This is a genomic window from Campylobacter concisus (assembly GCF_902460875.1).
GTDB classification, from domain to species: Bacteria; Campylobacterota; Campylobacteria; order Campylobacterales; family Campylobacteraceae; genus Campylobacter_A; species Campylobacter_A concisus_AA.
Genome location: NZ_CABPVR010000008.1, coordinates 66628 through 88090, shown reverse-complemented (window position 1 = coordinate 88090; position 21463 = coordinate 66628). Strand labels below are relative to the sequence as shown.

The window sequence follows — 21463 nt, the reverse complement described above, 5'->3', positions numbered from 1 at the left end:
AAGTATGTATAGTTTTTTTGCTTAATAAATTTATGATGAAAGTGCCTTGGATTATGAGATTTCTGCTTTGTATAAGTTTGTTTTTAATAACAGCTTTTGCCCAGCAATTAGGCTGCTTTATTAATGAAAGCAACCAAAGCATCGTTTTTATAAAAGATGGACAGACTAAAAATTTGGATCTAAAAGATACGATTTATAAAAATCAAGAGTGTGGAAATGATGGAGAATCTTTTTATATCGCAAATTTAAACAATGAGATTATTAAGGTAGCAAATGAGAGAGATTTTTTATTTGCCATGCCAAATGTCGGCTGTAAAATTTCACAAATTACGGCAATTAAAAATAAAATTTACGTAGCTTGCGATATGGCAAATGAAGTCAGCATAGGCGTTTTTGATAAAAATCTAAATAAACTTTTAACTAAAAATTATAAAGATGTTTATAAAATTTCGAGCCTTTTGCCAATTGATGACGAGCTATTTTTTACAAGCTTTAATGGCAAAGCATTTTTGCTTGATAAAGAGCTTAATTTAAAAGAGAAAAAGCGTGTTGGCTTTGCTCCACTTAGTGCCTGTAAATTTAAAGGGAATGATATTTTGCTTGGCTTTAGAGATGGAGAAATTTTAGATTTTAAAAGTGGAATTAAAAAGCAAGTTTTAAAATCTAAAATTTCAGCTCTTGCGTGTATGGAGGATGAAATTTTCATAGGTGATGGGGATGGAGTAGTCTATAAATTTGACAAAGATCTTAAACTAAAAGGACAAAAGGCTCTTTTTAATAATAAGATAAAAAGAATTTTTATAGATAAAGGCGTCCTAAATGGCGTAAATTTAGACAATGAGATAAAGAGTTTAGAGATAAATTCATTTTAAAAAGGAGAGTAAATGCAAAAGTTATTTTGTGTCGCAAGTGCTGCGTTGCTTGGGCTATCTTTAACTACTGCTTGTGCTGCTAGTAGTGACCTTGAAAAAGTCATGAAAGAGCGTGGGCTAAGCGAAAAAGATGTCCTTGCAGCTGCTAAAACTTATCAGCCTAGTGGTAAAAAAGATGATTTCATCGTCTTTTCATCTGGTGGGCAAAGCGGTCAAGTGCTAGTTTATGGCGTTCCGTCGATGAGAATTTATAAATACATCGGCGTTTTCACACCAGAGCCTTGGCAAGGATATGGCTATGACGATGAGTCAAAAGCTGTTTTAAAACAAGGCAACATCAGAGGCAAAGAGATAACATGGGGCGATACACACCACCCAAATTTCAGTGAGAAAAATGGTGAGTATGTTGGTGATTATCTATTTATCAACGATAAAGCTAACCCAAGAATCGCAGTTATAAATTTGCATGACTTTGAGACAACTCAAATCGTTGTAAACCCTATTATGAAGAGTGAGCACGGCGGTAGCTTCATCACTCCAAATAGCGAGTATGTTATCGAAGCTAGCCAATATGCAGCTCCACTTGATAACAACTACCACTCAATAGATGACTATGAAGCAGTTTATAGAGGTGCTGTAACATTTTGGAAATTTGATTATCCAAAAGGTAAGATCGATGAGAAAGAGTCATTTTCTCTTGAGCTTCCACCATACTGGCAAGATCTAAGTGATGCTGGTAAAGGCGAGAGCTACGGCTGGGGCTTTACAAACTCAATAAATACTGAGATGTATACCGGCGGTATCGAAAAAGGTCTTCCTCCATTTGAAGCAGGTGCAAGTAGAAATGACACTGACTTCTTACACGTTTATAACTGGAAAATTTTAGAAAAACTTGTTCAAGACAAGAAAAACTACAAAGTTGTAAATGGCCACAAGGTAGTTACAATAGATGCTGCTGTAAAAGCAGGTGCGCTATTTTTGATCCCAGAGTCAAAGAGCCCACACGGTTGTGACGTAACTCCAGATGGTAGATACATCATTATTGGCGGTAAGCTTGATACTCACGCATCAGTTTATGACTTTAGAAAGATCAAAGAGCTAATTGATAAAAAAGAGTATGCTGGCACTGACCCATACGGCATACCTATCTTAGATAGAGAAAAGTCAATGCACGGACAAGTCGAACTTGGCCTTGGACCACTGCATACATCATTTGACTCACAAGATGGCGTACTTTATACTTCACTTTACGTTGATAGTCAAATCGTAAAATGGGACTATAAAAATTTAAAAGTGCTTGATAAGATAAATGTTCACTACAATATCGGCCACCTTGATACAATGGAGGGCAAATCAGCAAAACCAGTTGGCAAATATGCAATCGCACTTGATAAACTTTCAATCGATCGCTTTAGCCCAGTTGGTCCACTTCATCCACAAAACCACCAGCTAATAGACATCACTGGTGCAAAAATGGATCTAATCTATGATATGCCAATCCCACTTGGCGAGCCACACGATGTTGTTTCAATAGCTGCTAGCAAACTAAGCCCAGCGCTTACTTACAATATGGGTACAAACTCGAGAACAGGCGAGGCTAGCCCATACGCAACTCTAGCTGGTCAAGAAAGAGTTGAGAGAAACGGCAAAAATGTAACTGTCTATGCAACAATGATCAGAAGCCACATCAACCCAGAGCACATCGAGGTAAATAAAGGTGATAACGTAACAATTCACTTAACAAACCTAGAGCGTGCTCAAGATGAGACTCACGGCTTTGGCATCGACCTTTACAACATTCACGCTTCACTAGAGCCTGGCAAAACTGCTTCAGTAAATTTCGTAGCTGATATGGAAGGTGTCTTCCCATACTACTGCACCGAGTTTTGCTCAGCACTTCACCTAGAGATGATGGGTTATTTGCTTGTTAAAGATCCAAGTAAAAAATATGAATCTGCAAAAAATAACAAGCTAAAAACTCTAAGCCCAGAAGCTTTAAAAGCTGAATACGACAAAGTAATCGCAACTAATAAGGCAACTGATGATGTTATCCAAGAGGTTGTTAAATACCTAAAAGAGAAACATTATGAGAAATATCCAAAAGTAAAAGCTTTGGTTGATGACGCACTTGATCAATACGGCCATATCAAAGAGGTAAAAGCTAAAGCTGACGAAGCTTACAAAAAAGGCGACGTAAATGGCGCTATCCTTTGGGAGTACCAAGTATGGCAATACATGGTTAAAACAGCTGACGTTGGCTTAAGAGCTAAAAATAACCTAGCTAAAGAGATCGCAACTCCGATGAGTCCAGCTGCTGCAAAAGGTGAAGAGGCTTATCTAAAAGGCGGTTGTAATGGTTGCCACGTTATCGGTCAAGTAAGCTCAGGTCCAGACCTAACAGGCGTCTTACTAAGACATGAAAATGGCGAAAAATGGGTGGCAGAATTTATCAAAGATCCTGCTAAGTTCTATAATGATGACTACATTAAATCAATGATTGATTACTTTAACCTTAGAATGCCAAATCAGCATATGAGTGATGAAGAGATCAAAAATATCATCGAATACCTAAAATGGGTAGATGAAAACGCTGGTATGTAGTTTTTAAAGGGGCATTTTGCCCCTTTTTAAATTTTAAAATTTTATTTTTTAGCAAGTGAAATTTTAAAATTTAAAGGAGAGATCATGAGTAAATATAAAATTTATACCATTGTTGCACTTGTCTTAATGACTGTTTGTTTTACTTTGCCTGTTCTTGGTTGGCACGGAGCAAAAGAGCGTATAGCTGATGGAGATGAACTACCATCTTATACTTACGGTATCTATAATCTTTATAGCTCATTTCAGTATAAAAATCACCTTTTATCAAAAGATGTAGCAAGCGATCTTCATAAGATGATCGAACAAAAAGCAGAGATAGGTACACCATCTTTTCCTATCTGGTACGTCTCTCTTGAAGCTCCAAATTATCCAAAATCAGCCTTTCCTGATGGAATTCCTGTATATTTTCATGTAGATGGATATAGTGGTGACGTGCATGAGATGAATACGATAAATCACTACATCGGTATGTATCCTATGGAGCATGGCGGAAATTTAGAGCGAGCGATAGCACCTTATTATTTGCTTATTTCAACGCTTTGTATGCTTGCATTTTTGTATTACAACGGCAAATTTAACTCACTTCTTATGGTTCCAACGATTATCGCCCCTGTGCTATTTATGAGCGCATTTGCAGGATGGCTTTATTGGTATGGACACAATATGCAAGAATGGGGCGCATTTAAGATTAAACCATTTATGCCAACAGTTTTAGGCGATGGTAGCGTTGCACAATTTACAACACACTCTTATCCAAGTATCGGATTTTGGGTTATGACCGCTATGAGTGTATTTTGCATACTTGCAGTATTTTCAAAGAAAAAAGAGCTAAATGCGTAAAATTTTTATTTTTGCCCTTGCTTTCTTGCCTATTTTTAGCTCTGCAAATATCCTTCAAGATGCAATAAACAACGCTAGCCCTGGCGATGTTATAAAGCTAGGGGACGGCATCTATGAAGGAAGCATAACTATAAATAAGCCGCTTAGTATCGTTGGCGAGGGCAAAAACGCTCACATAAAAGGAAATGGTAAAGGCACAGTTGTAAAGATTATTGCCTCAAATGTTACGCTTAGAAATTTAAAGATAAGTGGTAGCGGAAATGACCTTGGTGAGCTAGATGCTGGCATTGGCTGTGATAAAGCAAATAATGTCTTGGTTACGCAAAATGACTTGAGTGATGTGCTTTTTGGGATTGATTTTAAAGAGTGCAGTAGCTCAAAGATCACTGAAAATAACATCACTTCTAAAAAAGGGGCCAGTCTTGGCTTTAGAGGTGATGCGGTTAGACTATGGTATAGCCATGAAAATTTAATCGAGGGCAATTATATTTATGATAGCCGTGATATGGTTGCATGGTATGCAAGTCACAATAAATTTTTAAAAAATAAAGCGATCCGCGGTAGATACTCGCTTCACTTTATGTATGCAAATCAAAATTTAGTCGAAAACAATGATTTTATCGGCAATGCAGTCGGTATGTTTTTTATGTATTCTGCTGGTTCAAATATAAAAAATAATCTTGTTATGGATAGTGATGGCGCTTTTGGTATCGGTATCGGTCTAAAAGATGTTTCAAATTTTACTATCGAAAATAATACCCTTATCTATAATGCAAGAGGAATTTTACTTGACAACTCGCCGTTTCAGCCAGGCTCAACTATAAATTTCTTAGGCAATAAAATTTTACACAACGTAGTTGGCGTATATTTTCACGCTACTCAGGGGACAAGCATATTTGAAAATAATGATTTTATAGGCAATATGGATATCGTTGCGAACGACACTCCAGGTGATAAAATGGCATTAAATCGGTGGAGCAAAAATTATTATGATGAGTATGAGAGCTTTGATAGAGATAAAGATGGCTATGGTGATACGCCGTTTATGCATCTATCGTATGCCGATCAGCTTTGGCAGTACTATCCAAATTTGCAGTTTTTCTATGGCTCAAGTGTCTTTAGTATCTTAAATTTTTTAGCCAAACTCGCGCCATTTTCTGAGCCAGTAAAGCTACTTGAAGATAGCACGCCAAGGATAAAACCACTTGATGCTTCAAATTTTAACGCGTTAAAGGCAAAGCGTGGATAGAAGAAAATTTATAATCTTAGGCTCAGTCGCAGCTGCCGCAGGATATGGCATAGGTAAAATTTTGCCAAAAAGTAGCGGCGATAAACTCTATCTTAGACCGCCAGGTGCGGTTGATAACTTTGATGATCTTTGTGTCAAATGCGGTCAGTGTGTGCAAGTATGCCCTTATCACAGTATAAGTTTGCTTGATATAAAAGATGGATATTCAAATGGTACAGCATACATCGATCCTAAAAAGAGAGGTTGCTATTTATGTGATCTTTTCCCATGTGTGCTTGCCTGTCCAAGTGGTGCGTTAGATCATGCTACAAAAGTTGTTGATGATGTGAAAATGGGTGTTGCTGTCTTGAGTAATGCAAATGCCTGTATGTGCCTAAAAAGAGAAAAACTAAGCGAAGATAGCGTTGAAGATTTGCTTGTTCGTAAAGTTTATAACGATAGGGAAGAGGCAGAAAAAGATAAGATAAAAGGCAAAATCGGTCAAATTTGTGACCTTTGTGTCAGTATTTGCCCAGTTGGCGATAGTGCAATAGTAATGAGTGAAGCAAATTTGCCGCTCATAAAGCATGGCTGTGTTGGGTGTGGGGTGTGTGCTGAGGTTTGCCCTGTAAAAATTATAAATATAGCCCCAAAAATGAGTTATAATGAAATTTATAAGGAGAAAGAATGAGATTAATAATGTCTTTAGTGGCTGCTGCTTTGCTATTTGTCGGCTGTGAAAAGAGTGATGACAAAGCGCAAAAAGCAGCCAGCGAGCAACCAATAAATGTAGCCACGAGTGCTAGCATAAAGGTTGAAAAAAAAGAAAATAACCAAAGCACAAATAAACAAAATGACTTCATAAAATACAATATGCACGGCGAAAAGAGCGTAAAATTTGGACTTGAAGATAATAACGTAAGCCGTCAAATCGGAGCTTTAGCAATGGTAAGAACCCCTCTTCAAACTATAAATTTAAGACTTATAAAGGGTAGACTTAGCAAAAATTTCATTACAAAATGTTCAGCTTGTCACGATGATTACGCAAATGGCATCATCGGGCCATCACTTTTAACAAAAAGTGAAAATGAAATTTATACAATGATAAATTCTTATAAAAATAAAGAAAAAGTCAATGTCTTGATGCGAGATCTTGTTAAAAAAATGGATGATAGTGAAATCAGAAATTTAGCTAAAGAAATCAGTGATTTTAATATACAATTTAGGAGCAAATAATGAAAGTAGGAAAGATTATAACCATTATTTTAGCAGTAGTAATTTGCGGTATTATGGTGTTTATGTTAAGCCAGACTCCGCCTAAAAAGGAAAAGGTAACAACTAATGCTCAGCCAAAAGTAGAGCAAAATTTTACAAAAGAGCAGCCAAAGTCTAGTGAAGAATTTGCTAGCGAAGATGAGCTAAAAAAGGTAAAAGAGCTAAGTCTAAGTGTGGCTAAAGTGCACAATGAAGGCGTTAGCAAGCAGTATCTAACAACTTGTGCCCCGTGTCATGGTGCAAATGCAAAAGGTGTCGTAGCTCCTGATATAACGCATCTAAGTAAGGATGAATTGCTTAAAAAGCTAGCTGATTATAAAGCTGGCAAAGTGCAAAACTCACTTATGAAAGGGCTACTCACAAATGTTAGTGATAGCGAGCTTGAAAGCCTTGCAGATGAAATTTCTAAATTTAAAAAGTAAAAATGGACAAATATAACACTCGTGCGACGGTTAGAAATGTAAGCTTTCTAAGCACGTTAATCACAACTACAAAAGATGGCAAGAAGCGTCCTAGCATACGTTTTTGGCGTATTTTTAGCATTATTCTAGTTCATCTTTTATTTGTGCTTTCATATAGAGTTGATATACAAATTTTAGAAGGCGACATCAGTGCCTCAAGGATATTTGGTTTTCACTTGGCAGATGCTTTTATGAGCCTGCAAGTTTTTCTGGCGACGCATGAAATCCATGTAAATTTAATAATTGGCTCACTTAGTATCTTGGCATTTTATATGATTTTTGGCGGTAGAGGCTTTTGCTCTTGGATATGTCCATATTCATTAATAAGCGAAATAGCTGAGAAGATCCATGAAAATTTACGCGCTAAAAAGATAGTAAGGCCACGAGTTTTTGACACAAAGTGGCGATATGTTTTTACCATTTTATTTTTAACTCTTAGCTTTGCTAGTGCAAGCCTTACATTTGAAATTTTTAATGTTGTTGGGATTTTTTCAAGATTTATTATCTATGGCTATTTTCATGCTATTTGGTTCGTTGTGGCCATGCTTATGGTTGAAATTTTCTTCTCACGTAGAGCTTGGTGTAGATATGTCTGTCCTATTGGAGCTACTTACTCGGTGCTAGCTAAACCAAATGCCATAAAAGTTAGCTGGGATAAAGAAAAATGTGATCACTGCTTGGTTTGCACTGATGTTTGTCTAGTGCCTCACGTACTTTTTATGACAAAAAAAGGGGCAAAGCTTGACGAGAGCAAAAATATCTTTAGGATAGCTGGCGCTGATTGCACGCTTTGTGGCAGGTGTATTGATGTGTGTCATCAAGATGCACTGAAATTTGACAACGGCTTTAAAAAACTCATATAAGGAAAATTTTTGATAGATATAAAAGAAGTAACTAAAATTTTTGGCTCGCAAAGGATACTTGATAATGTTAGCCTAAACGTAAAATCTGGCGAAAAAATAGCAATACTTGGACAAAATGGAGCTGGTAAAAGCTCGCTCATGCGTATCATTTTAGGCGAGTTTATCCCAAATAGTGGAAGTATCGCGATAAATGGTGTAAATACTCTAAAAGATAGAAAAGGGGCTTTGAAATTTATCTCATTTGTGCCACAAACCCCACCACCGCTTAAATTTAATCTACGCGAGCTTTGTGAGTTTGTTTGCAAAAGCTCAAATGTAAAATTTGAAGAGATTGAGAAATTTAGCAAGCTTTTAGAGCTTGATCTACATGCAAATTTAAATAAGCCATTTTATAAGCTCTCTGGTGGCATGAAACAAAAGATGTTAATAGCCATCGCATTTGCTAAGGATAGTGAAATTTTGATGTTTGATGAGCCAACGGCAAATCTTGATGTAAAAGCAAGACTTTCTTTTAAAAATTTACTTGATAACTTCACGCAAAACAAAACACTTGTTTTTATTTCACACCGTATCGATGAGATAGCAAATTTATTAGATAGATGCGTCTATATGGATCTTGGCAAGATAATCAAAGAAGAAAATTTAAGGAGCAAGAGTGAATAATCTTTTTTTAATAGCAAAGCTTGATGTAAAAGAGTCTTTTCGCTCAAGATGGTTTGTGATATATGCTGCGCTTTTTTCTGCTTTGATGATAGGATTTTTATTTAGCGGCGTGACTGACTCACGTGTGCTCGGCTTTTCTGGGCTTACTAGAGCACTGCTTTTGTTTATTCAAATTTGTGTCATCATTGTGCCTATTTTTATTCTCATCTCAACCGTAAGAAGCATAAATCAAGATAGAGATACAAATTTGCTTGAATACATCCTTAGTTTCCCGCTAAGTCTTAGAGAGTATTACTTTGGTAAGGCACTGGGCCGTACATTTGTTGTTTTTGTGCCACTTTTGTTTGCTCTTTTGCTTTGCGTGGTGGTTGGCTTTATCAAGGGCGTGTCGATACCTTGGGGTGTGCTGGTGCTTTACTTTGGGCTGCTTTTTAGCCTAAGTATCGTCTTTTTATCGCTTGGCTTTTTCATCTCAAGCCTTATTAAAAATCAAGAGACAGGCCAAGGTGTGGCGTTTTTACTTTGGCTTATAATGCTTGCATTTATTGATCTAGCATTAATTGGGCTTCTTATGCGAAGCTCGGTTGATGAGTACGTTATTTACGCTATTGCTATACTAAATCCGATAGAGCTTTTCAGGATAGCAGCGCTTAGTCTTTTTGATCCAAATTTAGCAGTTATCGGTACTGCATCTTATTTTATTTTAAGCACCTTTCCAAAGGCGACATTTGTAGCTTATGCGATTATTTATCCGCTCTTACTAGGCATTATTTTGCTAGTTTGTGGCTATTTCGCCTTTAGTAAAAAAGATTTGGTTTGAGATTGTTTTTTGTTAAAGAAAAGTTGGTTTTAAATTTAGACGAAACTTGTATTATTCCACTTGTCCAACAAGAAACCTCCTTTTTGTAATAGCTCCCTTTCCCCCAAAGGGGGCTAACTTCTTCCAAGGAAATTTATGAAAAAATCCATTTTATTTTTAGCATTTGCTCTTTTATCTTTGAATGCGAACTGGGATATAAATGTACAAGAGTGTATTAATAAAAGCAACTCTAAAGCTTGCGAGAGTTTTACAAAAAAGCTTTCAAGTGAGTGTGAGAATAAAGATAAAATTTCTTGCTTTATCTATGCAGATATGCTAGGACGCGGCCTTGGCGTAGAAAAAGATACGCAAAAATCTTTTGAGATATTTAAATCGCTTTGTGATGACGGTAGTAGTGAGGCTTGCTATGAGCTAGCGACAAAGTATCTTCAAGGAAATGGCACTGAGCAAAGCTTTGATCTTTCTGCAAATGCTCTTGATAAAGCTTGCAAGATGGGTAGCAAGCGAGCTTGCAATGTATTAGAGCTTGTGCCTAAAAATTAGCTATTTTAATTTTGTACTTGCACTAATTAAAAGAAATTTCTTAAATGTAGCTTTTTTAAAGTTAAATTTACTTTAGTATTACTTGGAATTTCTTTTTTATTAACTAAAAATTTTATTAAAATTTATGCTTAAATAATACTATTTCATCGTCCTAAATGGACCCTCCTTTTCGTAACTGATAAGTCTTTGCTTCCCCCTTTTCTGGCTTTTAGTATACACAAAGAGGAGTTGTTTATTCTTGAAAATCAAATCTATTTATTTTTTTTCAATTTACATTCTATAAAAATTTTTCTTTTGAAATTATAATTGATAATAGTTTTAAATATTATCAAAGTAAATTTTGTGTAAGATTGCGAGCTATTATCAAAACCTACTATTAAAAGGCTTTAAAAGAAAGTGAAATTTCTAAATCAAAATTTTTTTATAAAGTACACACTTATTTATCTCTTTTATTTTTCATTCCACTTGCAATAGTTTGTTTTAGCGGTGCGATCCTCGTTTATAAAGATGAGCTAAACAGCCTTCTTGCCCCAAATGTCGTAAATGTAAATTTAAACAAAGAAAATTTAAGCAAAAGGATCAGCTTTGATGAGCTAAGAGATATCATCGCAAGCAAGTTTGGCGGCTACGAGATGGTTGGCATCAATATCGATGCAAACCCTAAAAAATGTGACAAAATTTGGTTAATCGAGCACAATGATAGTCAAAAAGAGTGGAAATTTATCTATTTTGACGCTTTTAGCGGTAAGATAAAGAGCGAGCCACTCGCACATGATGAGGGATTTTTTGGAGTTTTAACCGAGCTTCATGAGTCGCTATTTCTTGGGAAAATTGGTCATGTTATCCTTACTTTAACCGCTATTTTCACGTTTTTTATCTGCATAAGCGGTTTTGTAATTTATAGAAAATTTTGGCTGACACTACTTAGGCTTCGTGTAAATAGGCTAAATATTTTTATGAGCGACACTCATAAAATGATAGGAATTCTTTCTACGCCTATTTTACTGCTCATTTGCATAAGTGGTGTTTGGTGGGAATTTCAAATGGCACGCATGCCAGAGTTTAAAAATGACTTCGTTATAGATACAAAAATTTATAATAAAAACCTATCTCTTGACGAGCTGGTGACCCGCTCAAAAAATGATCTTACTGGTTTTGAGCCACACTTCATCTCACTGCCTTTTATGCAAGGAGCAAACATACGCCTTTTTGGCTATGTAAAAGATCAAAATTTCTTACATAACGAATATTCAAGCATATTAACTTACGATAAAGATAACGGCGAATTAGTAAGCATTTTGGACATAAAAAATGCAAATCTAAGTGAAGAAATTCTCTCAGCATTTAGAAGATCGCACTTTGGAAACTACAACCAAATCACAAAATTTATCTGGTTTTTGGTTGGTATTTCGCCGCTTATTTTAAGTATCTCAGGGCTTTATTTGTGGATTAAAAGAAATTTTAAAAGGAGAAAAAATGAAAAAATTTTTAATTAGTTTGGTTGCATTAAATTTGATGCAACCTCAAATTTTTGCTAGCCAAAGCGATAAAATTTTAGAGGCAATTGATGTCGTAGAAAGCGAGCGAAGAGATGATGCAAACTACTTTGCAAAAGAGCTTGTAAAAGGCACAACTAGGCTAAATTTAACCTCTCGTCAAACACCCCAATCACTAACAGTGCTAACAGAGGCTAGACTAAAAGATCAAGACATCAAAGACTATCAGGTGCTTCTTAGAAACGTCCCTGGCATTACGTTAAATAAATGGGATGAGCGTGTATATCCGACAGCCCGTGGCTTTGAGATAGATTATTACTTGCTTGATTCGATGCCTAGCTTTGGTAGCTTTAGTCTTGGTGCTAATGATATGAGCTTACTGCCTTATGAGAGAGTTGAGGTAGTAAAAGGAGCAAATGGTCTGCTTGCAGGCGCTGGCAATCCAGCTGCAAGCTTAAATTTCATAAGAAAAAGGGCAGACTCAAAGGAGCTAAAAGGGAATTTTGGTGTAAGTGCTGGCTCATACGATAGATATGGCGTAAATGGTGATGTACAAACGCCTGTAAATGAGAGCGGAAGCGTCAGAGCGAGGTTTTCATTTATGCATGAGAAGTCGCACTCTTATATGGATTATTACAACCGCAAAAATAGCGCGATTTATGGCGTCGTAGATAGCGACATAGGCGATAGCTCATGGCTTAGTCTTGGTGCGTTTTATCAAGAGCTAAGACGCCACGGCATTAGATGGGGCGGTATGCCAGCATTTTACACAGATGGCTCTAGGACAAATTTTAGTAAAAATGAAATTTTCTCTCAGCCTTGGACTAGATGGGACATAAAGACGCTCGATTTTTACGCTGATTTTAGGCACTATTTTGAAAACGAAGCCAGCCTAAATCTCTCCTACTCCTTCCGCCGCGCAAATACGGATACTAATTTGCTCTACTACGGCGGCAAGGTAAATTTAGACGACACGGGCGACATCGGTGGACTTAGCGCCTATGCAAACAAACGCGAAGAAAATATTCACAACGTAGACGCCTACGTAAATTTACCCTACGATGCGTTTAGCTTGTCTCACGAGGCGGTTTTTGGCGCGATGTATAATAACTACCAAAACAGCTCCGATAAGGTCAGTAGCTACTGGCTGCAAAAGACCACGCCAGCTGGGCTTGCTTATACAGCTAGAAGCAGGATTGATTTTAAAAACTTACACCTTGATGATCCAAAATTCCCTTACGAAGATCAAAATAACAAAGACAAAACGATACAAAAGGCGTTTTACGCAGCAAATAAACTATCAATCACCGATGAGCTCAAATTTTTACTAGGCGCTAGGGTGAGCTACTACAAATACGAGATCGAGGGCGGCAAAGATAATAGAAATTTCACAAATGAGATCACGCCATATCTTGGCATCACTTATGACATCGGAGCAAACCACACTTTATACGCTAGTTACACGAGCATATTTAAACCTCAAAACGCAAAGGATGCAAATGACAAGTATCTTGATCCGATCCAAGGCAAGGACTATGAAGTTGGCATCAAAGGCGAGTATTTTGACGGGGCGCTTCAAGCAAGTCTTGGCGTCTTTAAGATCGTGCAAGACAAGCTTGGTGTAAATACTGGCAAGAAAAATCCAGCGACAAATGCCGACATATATGAAGCTGGCAAGGGTGTGACAAGTAAGGGTGTCGAGCTAGATCTAAACGGCGAGATCGCCAGAGGCTTAAGCCTTGGCTTTGGTGCAACGCACTTTAACGCAAAAGACGCCAAAGGCGAAAGATATGCCACCGACTCATCAAGAAGCACGGCAAATTTATTTGCAAAGTATGAATTTAGGGACTTTAGAGTAGGAGCTGGAGCTATGTATAAGAGTAAAATTTACACTGGCAAAGGTGCAAGCGAGATCACGCAAAAGGGCTACACTTTGGCAAATTTGATGTTTGGGTATAAATTTGCTAAAAACTTTGATGTGCAGCTAAATATCGACAATGTCTTTGACAAGCAATACTATGAGGGTATCGGTAGCGACGAGATGATCTACGGCGATCCGCGGATATTTAACCTAAGCTTTAACTACAATTTTTAATCTAATTAAATCACCAGCTAAATAAGCTGGTGATAAATTTCAACTCCTAAAGTGTATAATTAGAAAAATATATTTTAGGATAAGTGTCATGTTTAAAGTAGAGGTTATTTATAAATTCTGTCTTGTTTTAGTTCTTATTTTAGGGCTTTGTATGCTCGCATTCTCTGGTGTAAATTTTGCGCTTGGCGAATATAATGAGTATCTATTAAATGCCCATAAAATCGCAGGTTTTTTAATATTATTTGCTGCAACACTTCATGTTATAAATCGTAGAAAGAAGCTAGTAAAACTAATAATTGAAACAATGGATGTGCTAACGCGCAGTAAAAATCCAAGCATTTGCAATATGGACCGCATCATCGCCTCACTAGAGCCATACAGCATAACTGAAATTTCGCGAATGTTGGGCTTTGACGAGGCTATTTTTTGCGAAACTTTACGCAAAAATGGGGTTAAATTTAATGATGCTAGCCAAACTCTACGCCAGATCGCGCGAATGAATGATGAAAAGATATTTTTTGTGCTCGTTCTCATCGTCGAGGCGAAATTTGGCAAGAGATTTTGTGGCGAGCTAAAGTATAAACGTGGCGGAAAACTTAAAGATAAAAAAATGGTCGCGTAGAGCTAGCTTAGCCTTTGCTAGCTTGCGCCATGCAGATGAAGCTATCTTTGCTCCAGCGTCTAAACGCGCAGTCATAGCAGCTCCGCTCGCCGCCGCAGCTTGTCTCCTCTTCGTCACTATCTAGCTTAAATTTAGCGCAGTTTTGGGCTATTTGATGAGCTTTTTCGTAGTTAAATTTGCCGTATTTAAACTCATTTTTCTCATTGAAATTTTGCATCATCAAAATTCCCGAAGCTCTTTTATATTTAAATTTCTAAACTCACCATTTTTGTCTTTTTGCACGAGTAAAGTTGCCTTGTGATGCCAAAATATAGGCTTTAAAGCGCCATCTAAATTTATCATCTCATCTTTTGCCAACTCTTTAAAATTCTCATCCAAAACCGCTTCGATAAATGGAAACTCTGTAAGCTTAACAACGTTTAGCTTTGGCTCATTTAGTTCAAATTTGCCTTATCTTGCCATCATCGCCGCTAAGTCTAAGCCCTATACCCGAGAGCGCGCAGGAGCTCATACAAAAGACGCGCTGGGGGCTTGGCGGCGAGCTAAGCGAAACGGAGGAGGCGCGGCTAGCGGAGTATTTTAACAGCGGCAAATACAAACCAAAGCAAGAATTTATGCACTGGGCGTTCGTAGCTGTCGATAAGGCAAATAGAATTTTATAGTTAAAATTTCTTCTAGAATGGAGCAAATTTGATGCTAGTTATATGCCTAACTATGACAAAAGTAAAAGGTAATTGGCAAGATTTTAGTAAGTTTTAAAAAAGTAGTCTTTTGCTTAGTGCCAATGTTTTAAGCAATAAAAATAAAGGTCAGTAGACTTTAAGTTATAGATAGTTTTATGGCGGGTAGAGAGAGATTCGAACTCTCGGTGAGTTGCCCCACACACGCGTTCCAGGCGTGCTCCTTAAACCGCTCGGACATCTACCCATGAAGAAGTGGAATTATATCTTGATTTGCTTAATGCTTGGCTTTTAAAGTTTAGCCCCAAGATAACGGCATCTTTGTACTCGCCATTCATCAGGCAAATGCCAGGCAGTTCACTCCATTTTTCAAAGCCAAATTTTAAAAATAGCCTAAGAGTTACTTCATTTTCACTAAATATTAGAGCAATATTTTTTAGATTTAGCTCTATAGCTTCATTTAGGCTGCGGGCTAAAAGTTGCTTGCCGATATCCTTTTTAGGAGCCTTTTTGGCTGCATAGATGCTTATTTATACACTTATTTTGTAAGTTATTTTAGGATTAGAATCGCTAAGCAAAACACCAGCCTAAATTTCACCATTTTCTTTATAGACAAAGATTGGGCGAGAGTTGTTATGAGTTTAAGCCAAGGCTCTCGCTCCTTTGTGCTAACTGGCTGCATATCAGCGGTCGTAGTTTTTTAAAATGTACTAGTTATAAATTTGAGCAACCATTTCAAGATCACTCAAATTTTTTGAAGCCTAGCCTTTTTTGGCAGCTTGATAGACTGGCTCAAGCTTTGCTGCGATCTCTTTTAAGTCCTTGATCCTGCTCTCATTTGATGGGTGAGTGCTTAAAATTTCAGGCACCTTTCCGCCACTCATCTTGCTCATTTTTACCCAGACTTCGACCGCTTCTTTTGGATCGTAGCCGGCTCTTGCCATCAGCTCAGTACCGATGTGATCAGCCTCGGTCTCATGTGAGCGAGAAAACGGCAGAGATATGGTGTATTCGCTAGCTAAATTTAGAGCATTAGCTCCAAGATCGCCAAGGCCAGTTGCTGTAGCTATTGCAAAGATACCTATGCTTTTCATCTGATCAGCGCTTGCTTGCTCTCTGCTGTGCTCTCTAAGAGCGTGTGCGATCTCGTGTCCCATGACTGCAGCTAGCTGCGCATCTGTTAAATTTAGCCTTTTTATGATGCCACTATAAACGACTATCCTGCCCCCTGGCATACACCAAGCATTTAGCGTATCTTCATTAATGACATTTACTTGCCACTTCCATTTTAGAGCGTCATCTCTAAAAACACCAGTTTGGGCGATGAGCCTTTTGGCAATATCTTGAACCCTTTTTGTAAGGATTGGATCGACATTTAGCTCGCCTTTACTTCTAGCAGCTGTTAGCGTCTTGACGTAGGCTTGGGCTGAGCTTTGCTCCATAGCTTCTGATGAGACCAGCATAAATTGCTTACGATCGGCACCAACAACGCCTGATTTCGTGACGCTCGTGCAGCCTGTGATAAGCATGCTAGCTGTTAATAACGTAAGTAAAATTTTTTTCATTTTTATCCTTTTTGGATTAAAATTTCGCGTATTATAGCCTGAGTTGGATATGCATTGTTAAACGAGGGGGAAAAATTAATTTTTGTGATATCAAAAATAGTAATTTACTTTTTTGCAAATTTTAAAATCTTATTCACTCGCCTTAGCAGACTGCTAAATTTAGGTCTCGTAGCTACTCGCCACTAAATTTAGAGCCGTGATATGCTCGCTCATAAATTTTAAAATTTGCCTGACACTTGCCTGATGATAAAGTGTATTCAGTGTGCTGCTTGGTTTATGACCGCATGAATTCAAAATTTAGACGCTATATCCTAAATTTAACCCCTACGCCTTATAGTTTATATTTCTTTCAAACTCTCTCAAACGTTTATTTACAGATCTTAGCTCTGTTATCGTCGTCCAGTTATCGATAAAGACACTAAAACTTTCTCTAACTTGAGAAAAAGCATTGCTAGCTTGTATAAGCACACCAAGCGTTATAACGCCGCTAAATAGGCCATTTCCCATGATGATATAAGGTACGATGACAAGAATTTGTGAAAAGGAGATAAGCCAGAGATTGAAGTAGCCATAATGCAAAAATAGCTTATAGTAGTTTAGTTTGACACCTGTAAAAAGCTCTAGCATGACGTTCGGCCCGCAAAATTTAACCTTGTCATCTTCGCCGTAAACCAACTCTTTTCTAAATGCTGCCTCTGCTTTTTGGTTGTTGTACTCAAGGTGTGGCAGCTTAATGCCTACAAACCACGATACGATAAGGCCTCCGATGCTAATTACAAGTGCGATGTAGACTAGTGAACCTTCAATATCTTTGATGTAAGGCAAGCTCACGCTCTTACTTAGCTCCCAAAGTACAGGAATGAAAGCGATAAGTGTCATAATAGCCCTTAAAACCTGCACGCCAAGACTTTCCATTATCTTTGCAAAGCGGTAAACATCCTCTTGAATACGCTGCGAGCTACCCTCGATATCGCTTTTGCAGTTTTGCCAAAATTTTAGATATTTAAACGTCATCGCCTCTCTCCAGCGAAAAACCCAGTGACTAGCAAAAAATGAGATAACTGTATAAGTTATAACATAGGGCATAGCGATTTTTATGAAGTTAAAAATTTCACGCCAAAACTCACTTACATCATGATCTTTTGAGTTTTGCACGATATCGTAAAAATTTTTATACCACTCGTTAATGCGGACATTTAAATGGGTTTGATAAACAAGTAGCAAAATGATAAATAGTGCCCCGCCGTAAGCCCAGAGTGCCCATTTTTTATCTTTAAAAAATGATGAAAACATAAAGTACCTTTTATAAATTTTGGCGAATTATAGCAAGCAATATTAAGCATTTATATAAAATTTAAATGTGAGCTATATCATTTTGCAAATTTTACGTAAAGGAAAATGATGAAGAAATTAGCATTTTTGGCTCTTGGCTTTTTTGCAACATTTGCGTTCGCGGCTGATATGAAGGTCTATAAAAGCCCGACTTGTGGATGTTGTACTAGCTGGGGTGAGGCGATGCAGAAGGCTGGATTTAGCGAAGAGGTCATAAAAGTAGATGATATAGCTAAAGTTAAGAAAGAATTTAACGTGCCGCTAGAGCTTTCAAGCTGCCATACAGCAATCATCGATGGATATATCATAGAAGGTCATGTTCCAGCCGATGAGGTAAAGCGCCTACTAGAGCTTAAACCAAAAGACGTAGTTGGTATCGCAGTACCTGGCATGCCGATGGAGAGTCAAGGTATGGAGCAAGGCAGTAAAGCTGAGCAATACGATGTTATTTTATTTAAAAAAGATGGCTCACAAGAAATTTTTGCCACTTACATCGGCACAAAAAAACTAAGATAACTTCAAAAATTTTTAAATTTAGCTCATTTTTTGACGAGCTAAATTTAAAAAGAAATTCCCTTGCTTACAGCAATAATACAAAGTAAAAATGTTAGCGGGACGTAGATAAATTTGCCTACAAAATACCAGAAATTACCATAAGATTTATTTGCTCCGGAATTTATCTCGTCTAAAATTTCTTCTTTTTTAATAATCCAAAACCAAGAAATAGCACCGATCACTGCACCGATTGGAATGATATAGATCGACACAAAGTCCATCCAAGGCCCCCAACTGCTAATAGGCTCCATAAATGCTCCTATGCCAAAGCAAACTGCACAAAGTAGCGTGAGTGTCCAAAATCTACTAAGGAGCGGAAATTTGTGCATTAGTGACTCAGCGACTACTTCAAACATATTTTGAAGTGAAGTGATACCACCAAAGATAACAGCTGTAAATAAAATAATGGCAAAAATTTGTCCACCGATCATATTTTGTAAAATTTTTGGAAGCGTTACAAAAAGTAGCTTTGGACCTTCGGCTGGATCCATAGCATAGGCAAAGACCGCTGGGATCATAACAAGAGCGGCTACAAGAGCCGCAATAGTATCAAAAAAGGCCGTTGTTTTAGCACTTTCAACGATATCTTCATCTTTTGAAAGGTAAGCCCCATAAACTATCATACCAGATCCTGTGATAGAGAGCGAGAAAAAGGCTTGACCCATCGCAGAAACCCACACCATTGGATCTTCAAGCTTACTAAAGTCAGGGATAAAAAGGAATTTATATCCATCAAATGCATTTGGCAGCATCGCAACATTTATAGCCAGAATGCTAAACAATACGAAAAATAGCGGCATCATTATTTGATTTGTTTTTTCGATACTTTTTGCCCCAAAAAATAGTGTAAGAAGCGTGCCAACAACGATAATAAAATGATAAGGCAAGACTGAGTAGTCTTGAAGTGCAAATGAGTTAAACCAAACGTTCGTATCAACGCTCATAAATGAGCCAGTAAGTGCCTGAGTAAGGGCTTTTAGTACGTAGGCGATGATGACTGCGTAGCCGATGGCTATACAAAGTGAGCCAGCAAGCGGAAGCCAGCCAATAATACTGCCAAATACACCTAAATTTCTACTTTGCCAAGCATATTTATATGATCCAAGCGTACCAGTCTTTGCTCGTCTGCCGATCGCATACTCCGCACTTAGACCAACGTATGAAAAAAGAGCTATGAAAAAAACATAGATGAGTAAAAACGCTGCACCGCCATTTGTGCCAAGTTTGTAAGGAAAGCCCCAGACGTTTGCCATGCCAACTGCTGATCCAACACAGGCCAATATAAATGCCCAACGTGATGAAAAATTCTTTTTGCTCATTGTAAAATCCATAAATTTAGTGATGAAAATAATGTTATCAAAATATGATTTAAGAACTTTTTATAAATCTTAAATTTAAGAAATGTTGTTACTTTTGGGCGCGGATAATTTGACCGCTAAATATAAATTCGCTATAATCAGGCAAAAATTTTTAACTCTTAAGGATCATAATTGAACCCCAGTAGCGATAATTCGCTTTTAATGGTAATACTTGCCATTATATTCATTTTGCTAAACGCATTTTTTGTTTTATCAGAATTTTCTCTTGTTAAAGTTCGTAAGTCTAGACTTGAAGAGCTTATCAAAGAGAAAAAGCCAAACGCTCAGCTTGCTTTTGAGATGTCAAACAAGCTTGATACCTATCTTAGTGCTACTCAGCTTGGCATCACACTAAGCTCACTTGCTCTTGGTTGGATCGGTGAGCCAGCGGTTGCAAGACTTATAGAAGCTCCACTTAAAAATTTCTTTAACTTTAGTGATATATTAGTTCATACGGTTGGTTTTGCGATTGCATTTACGCTTATTACGCTACTTCATGTTGTAATGGGCGAGCTTGTGCCAAAGTCAGTTGCTATCGCAAAGGCTGAGACTTCAGTGTTAAAAATCGCTCGTCCACTTCACTTTTTCTGGGTACTATTTTCGCCTGTAATTAAGCTTTTTGATATTTTAGCGACCATTGGACTTAAAATTTTAGGCATCCAGCCAGCTAAAGAAAATGAGCTAGCCCACTCTGAAGAAGAGATAAAAATCATCGTTGGCGAGAGCTTAAAGGGCGGCGTGCTTGATAGCTTTGAGACTGAGATCATTAAAAATGCAGTTGATTTTAGTGATACAGTCGCAAAAGAGATCATGACGCCAAGACGCGATATGATCTGCATAAATAAACAAAAAAGCTTTGAAGAGAATTTACAAGTCGTATTTGAGTCAAAATACACTCGCTTCCCTTATATAGATGGCTCAAAAGATATCATTTTGGGCATGATACACATTAGAGATATTTTGCAGCTTCACTTTAACAAAGATAAAGAGAAGAGTTTTGACTCAATTGTTCGTAAATTTGTCATCGTGCCTGAGAGCCTTTCTATCTCAAAGGTGCTTGTAATGATGAATAAAGAGCAAATTTCAGCGGCACTCGTAGTCGATGAGTATGGCGGCACAGCCGGACTTCTTACGATGGAAGATATAATGGAAGAGGTTCTTGGTGATTTTAATGACGAGCACGATGAAGTCGATCAACACTACAAAAAGATAAATGACAATATTTATGAATTTCAAGGTAGATATGATCTAGAGAGTGTTGAAGAGGTTCTTGGTATAAGCTTCGATGAAGAGACAGATCAAGTTACAATCGGTGGATATGTCTTCAACTTAATCGGTCGTTTGCCAGTTGTAGGTGATAAGATCGAGGATGAAAACTGCTACTACGAAGTAAGAAAGATGGATGGAGCTAGCATATCACGAGTCAAAGTTAGAAAAAAGATAAAAAATGAAGAGGAGAGCATTCAATCTTAAATTTATATATTTATGGCTTTAACTGTTTTCACATAAGCCATGCTATATAAATTTTTATAAACATTACGGTGCTCTAGTATAAATTTTGTCATCTCTTATTTCACTAAATTTTTATTTTAGA

The 21463-nt window shown here is 37.4% G+C and carries 23 protein-coding genes and 1 tRNA gene; 17 read left to right on the top strand and 7 right to left on the bottom strand.

Features of this window, described 5'->3' with window-relative positions; all coding sequences use genetic code 11:
* The 14 genes from F3H01_RS06110 to F3H01_RS06045 all read left to right on the top strand — a co-directional run.
* On the top strand, positions 1 to 872 hold an 872-nt coding region (locus F3H01_RS06110; RefSeq protein ID WP_223155384.1), incomplete at its 5' end, for a hypothetical protein.
* 12 nt (positions 873 to 884) lie between these two features.
* Complete coding sequence (nosZ, locus tag F3H01_RS06105) at positions 885 to 3473, top strand: Sec-dependent nitrous-oxide reductase (protein ID WP_149725195.1); 2589 nt, start codon at positions 885 to 887, stop codon at positions 3471 to 3473.
* Positions 3474 to 3557: 84 nt separating this feature from the next.
* Positions 3558 to 4313, top strand: a complete 756-nt coding sequence (locus F3H01_RS06100; protein WP_149725194.1) for a cytochrome C — start codon at positions 3558 to 3560, stop codon at positions 4311 to 4313.
* Entirely contained in the window at positions 4306 to 5562 is a 1257-nt protein-coding gene (locus F3H01_RS06095) for a nitrous oxide reductase family maturation protein NosD (RefSeq protein WP_149725193.1), read from the top strand. The genes F3H01_RS06100 and F3H01_RS06095 overlap by 8 nt, the downstream gene beginning before the upstream one ends.
* On the top strand, positions 5555 to 6232 hold the full coding sequence (locus F3H01_RS06090) for a 4Fe-4S dicluster domain-containing protein (protein ID WP_149725192.1): 678 nt from the start codon (positions 5555 to 5557) through the stop codon (positions 6230 to 6232). Before F3H01_RS06095 ends, F3H01_RS06090 begins: the two co-directional genes overlap by 8 nt.
* On the top strand, positions 6229 to 6777 hold the full coding sequence (locus F3H01_RS06085; RefSeq protein WP_149725191.1) for a c-type cytochrome: 549 nt from the start codon (positions 6229 to 6231) through the stop codon (positions 6775 to 6777). Before F3H01_RS06090 ends, F3H01_RS06085 begins: the two co-directional genes overlap by 4 nt.
* Positions 6777 to 7238, top strand: a complete 462-nt coding sequence (locus F3H01_RS06080; protein WP_149725190.1) for a c-type cytochrome — start codon at positions 6777 to 6779, stop codon at positions 7236 to 7238. Before F3H01_RS06085 ends, F3H01_RS06080 begins: the two co-directional genes overlap by 1 nt.
* Before the next feature lie 2 nt (positions 7239 to 7240).
* Positions 7241 to 8140, top strand: coding sequence for a NapH/MauN family ferredoxin-type protein (locus F3H01_RS06075; protein ID WP_149725189.1), 900 nt, complete (start codon positions 7241 to 7243; stop codon positions 8138 to 8140).
* A gap of 9 nt (positions 8141 to 8149) precedes the next feature.
* Entirely contained in the window at positions 8150 to 8803 is a 654-nt protein-coding gene (locus F3H01_RS06070) for an ABC transporter ATP-binding protein (protein WP_054197251.1), read from the top strand.
* On the top strand, positions 8796 to 9623 hold the full coding sequence (locus F3H01_RS06065; RefSeq protein ID WP_149725188.1) for an ABC transporter permease: 828 nt from the start codon (positions 8796 to 8798) through the stop codon (positions 9621 to 9623). Before F3H01_RS06070 ends, F3H01_RS06065 begins: the two co-directional genes overlap by 8 nt.
* Before the next feature lie 135 nt (positions 9624 to 9758).
* The gene (locus F3H01_RS06060; RefSeq protein WP_149725187.1) at positions 9759 to 10166 is read left to right on the top strand and encodes a tetratricopeptide repeat protein; all 408 of its coding nucleotides are present in this window, start codon (positions 9759 to 9761) and stop codon (positions 10164 to 10166) included.
* A gap of 401 nt (positions 10167 to 10567) precedes the next feature.
* Positions 10568 to 11662, top strand: a complete 1095-nt coding sequence (locus tag F3H01_RS06055) for a PepSY-associated TM helix domain-containing protein (RefSeq protein WP_149725186.1) — start codon at positions 10568 to 10570, stop codon at positions 11660 to 11662.
* Entirely contained in the window at positions 11643 to 13757 is a 2115-nt protein-coding gene (locus tag F3H01_RS06050; protein WP_149725185.1) for a TonB-dependent siderophore receptor, read from the top strand. Before F3H01_RS06055 ends, F3H01_RS06050 begins: the two co-directional genes overlap by 20 nt.
* 88 nt (positions 13758 to 13845) lie before the next feature.
* The gene (locus F3H01_RS06045; RefSeq protein WP_149725184.1) at positions 13846 to 14379 is read left to right on the top strand and encodes a chemotaxis protein; all 534 of its coding nucleotides are present in this window, start codon (positions 13846 to 13848) and stop codon (positions 14377 to 14379) included.
* Between the two features lie 7 nt (positions 14380 to 14386).
* Here the strand turns inward: F3H01_RS06045 and F3H01_RS06040 are convergent, their stop codons facing one another.
* Both F3H01_RS06040 and F3H01_RS09210 read right to left on the bottom strand, forming a co-directional pair.
* Complete coding sequence (locus F3H01_RS06040; protein WP_188116360.1) at positions 14387 to 14599, bottom strand: molybdopterin biosynthesis protein MoeB; 213 nt, start codon at positions 14597 to 14599, stop codon at positions 14387 to 14389.
* A complete protein-coding gene (locus tag F3H01_RS09210) occupies positions 14599 to 14757 on the bottom strand; it encodes a hypothetical protein (RefSeq protein WP_188116359.1) in 159 nt (52 codons plus the stop codon). The genes F3H01_RS06040 and F3H01_RS09210 overlap by 1 nt, the downstream gene beginning before the upstream one ends.
* Positions 14758 to 14804: 47 nt before the next feature.
* On the opposite strand from F3H01_RS09210, the gene F3H01_RS06035 reads away from it, so the two are divergent.
* Positions 14805 to 15041 carry a hypothetical protein gene (locus tag F3H01_RS06035; RefSeq protein WP_223155383.1) on the top strand — a complete coding sequence of 79 codons (237 nt, stop codon included), beginning with the start codon at positions 14805 to 14807 and terminating at the stop codon, positions 15039 to 15041.
* A gap of 177 nt (positions 15042 to 15218) precedes the next feature.
* Here F3H01_RS06035 and F3H01_RS06030 read toward each other — a convergent pair.
* From F3H01_RS06030 to F3H01_RS06015, 4 genes are all read right to left on the bottom strand, one after another.
* Positions 15219 to 15306: transfer RNA gene (locus tag F3H01_RS06030), tRNA-Ser, on the bottom strand.
* A 514-nt stretch (positions 15307 to 15820) separates the two neighbouring features.
* Positions 15821 to 16624: a M48 family metallopeptidase gene (locus F3H01_RS06020; RefSeq protein ID WP_149725182.1), complete on the bottom strand. Its 804-nt coding sequence runs from the start codon at positions 16622 to 16624 to the stop codon at positions 15821 to 15823.
* 159 nt (positions 16625 to 16783) lie between these two features.
* The gene (locus tag F3H01_RS09575; RefSeq protein ID WP_262483516.1) at positions 16784 to 16918 is read right to left on the bottom strand and encodes a hypothetical protein; all 135 of its coding nucleotides are present in this window, start codon (positions 16916 to 16918) and stop codon (positions 16784 to 16786) included.
* Positions 16919 to 16948: 30 nt separating this feature from the next.
* Positions 16949 to 17917: a putative transporter gene (locus F3H01_RS06015; RefSeq protein WP_149725181.1), complete on the bottom strand. Its 969-nt coding sequence runs from the start codon at positions 17915 to 17917 to the stop codon at positions 16949 to 16951.
* Positions 17918 to 18025: 108 nt separating this feature from the next.
* On the opposite strand from F3H01_RS06015, the gene F3H01_RS06010 reads away from it, so the two are divergent.
* A complete protein-coding gene (locus F3H01_RS06010) occupies positions 18026 to 18472 on the top strand; it encodes a DUF411 domain-containing protein (RefSeq protein ID WP_087577987.1) in 447 nt (148 codons plus the stop codon).
* A gap of 44 nt (positions 18473 to 18516) precedes the next feature.
* Here F3H01_RS06010 and F3H01_RS06005 read toward each other — a convergent pair whose 3' ends face one another.
* Positions 18517 to 19830, bottom strand: coding sequence for a sodium-dependent transporter (locus F3H01_RS06005; protein ID WP_149725180.1), 1314 nt, complete (start codon positions 19828 to 19830; stop codon positions 18517 to 18519).
* Positions 19831 to 20001: 171 nt separating this feature from the next.
* Here F3H01_RS06005 and F3H01_RS06000 point away from each other — a divergent pair, with 171 nt between their 5' ends.
* Entirely contained in the window at positions 20002 to 21342 is a 1341-nt protein-coding gene (locus F3H01_RS06000; RefSeq protein WP_149725179.1) for a hemolysin family protein, read from the top strand.
* Positions 21343 to 21463: the final 121 nt, after the last annotated feature.

Coding starts and splice junctions, on each gene's coding strand:
- F3H01_RS06060 (WP_149725187.1), top strand. CDS start 9,759: ATGAAAAAATCCATTTTATTTTTAGCATTTGCTCTTTTATCTTTGAAT.
- F3H01_RS06045 (WP_149725184.1), top strand. CDS start 13,846: ATGTTTAAAGTAGAGGTTATTTATAAATTCTGTCTTGTTTTAGTTCTT.
- nosZ (WP_149725195.1), top strand. CDS start 885: ATGCAAAAGTTATTTTGTGTCGCAAGTGCTGCGTTGCTTGGGCTATCT.
- F3H01_RS06075 (WP_149725189.1), top strand. CDS start 7,241: ATGGACAAATATAACACTCGTGCGACGGTTAGAAATGTAAGCTTTCTA.
- F3H01_RS06010 (WP_087577987.1), top strand. CDS start 18,026: ATGAAGAAATTAGCATTTTTGGCTCTTGGCTTTTTTGCAACATTTGCG.
- F3H01_RS06100 (WP_149725194.1), top strand. CDS start 3,558: ATGAGTAAATATAAAATTTATACCATTGTTGCACTTGTCTTAATGACT.
- F3H01_RS06095 (WP_149725193.1), top strand. CDS start 4,306: ATGCGTAAAATTTTTATTTTTGCCCTTGCTTTCTTGCCTATTTTTAGC.
- F3H01_RS06020 (WP_149725182.1), bottom strand. CDS start 16,624: ATGAAAAAAATTTTACTTACGTTATTAACAGCTAGCATGCTTATCACA.
- F3H01_RS06085 (WP_149725191.1), top strand. CDS start 6,229: ATGAGATTAATAATGTCTTTAGTGGCTGCTGCTTTGCTATTTGTCGGC.
- F3H01_RS06080 (WP_149725190.1), top strand. CDS start 6,777: ATGAAAGTAGGAAAGATTATAACCATTATTTTAGCAGTAGTAATTTGC.
- F3H01_RS06040 (WP_188116360.1), bottom strand. CDS start 14,599: ATGATGCAAAATTTCAATGAGAAAAATGAGTTTAAATACGGCAAATTT.
- F3H01_RS06050 (WP_149725185.1), top strand. CDS start 11,643: ATGAAAAAATTTTTAATTAGTTTGGTTGCATTAAATTTGATGCAACCT.
- F3H01_RS06015 (WP_149725181.1), bottom strand. CDS start 17,917: ATGTTTTCATCATTTTTTAAAGATAAAAAATGGGCACTCTGGGCTTAC.
- F3H01_RS06005 (WP_149725180.1), bottom strand. CDS start 19,830: ATGAGCAAAAAGAATTTTTCATCACGTTGGGCATTTATATTGGCCTGT.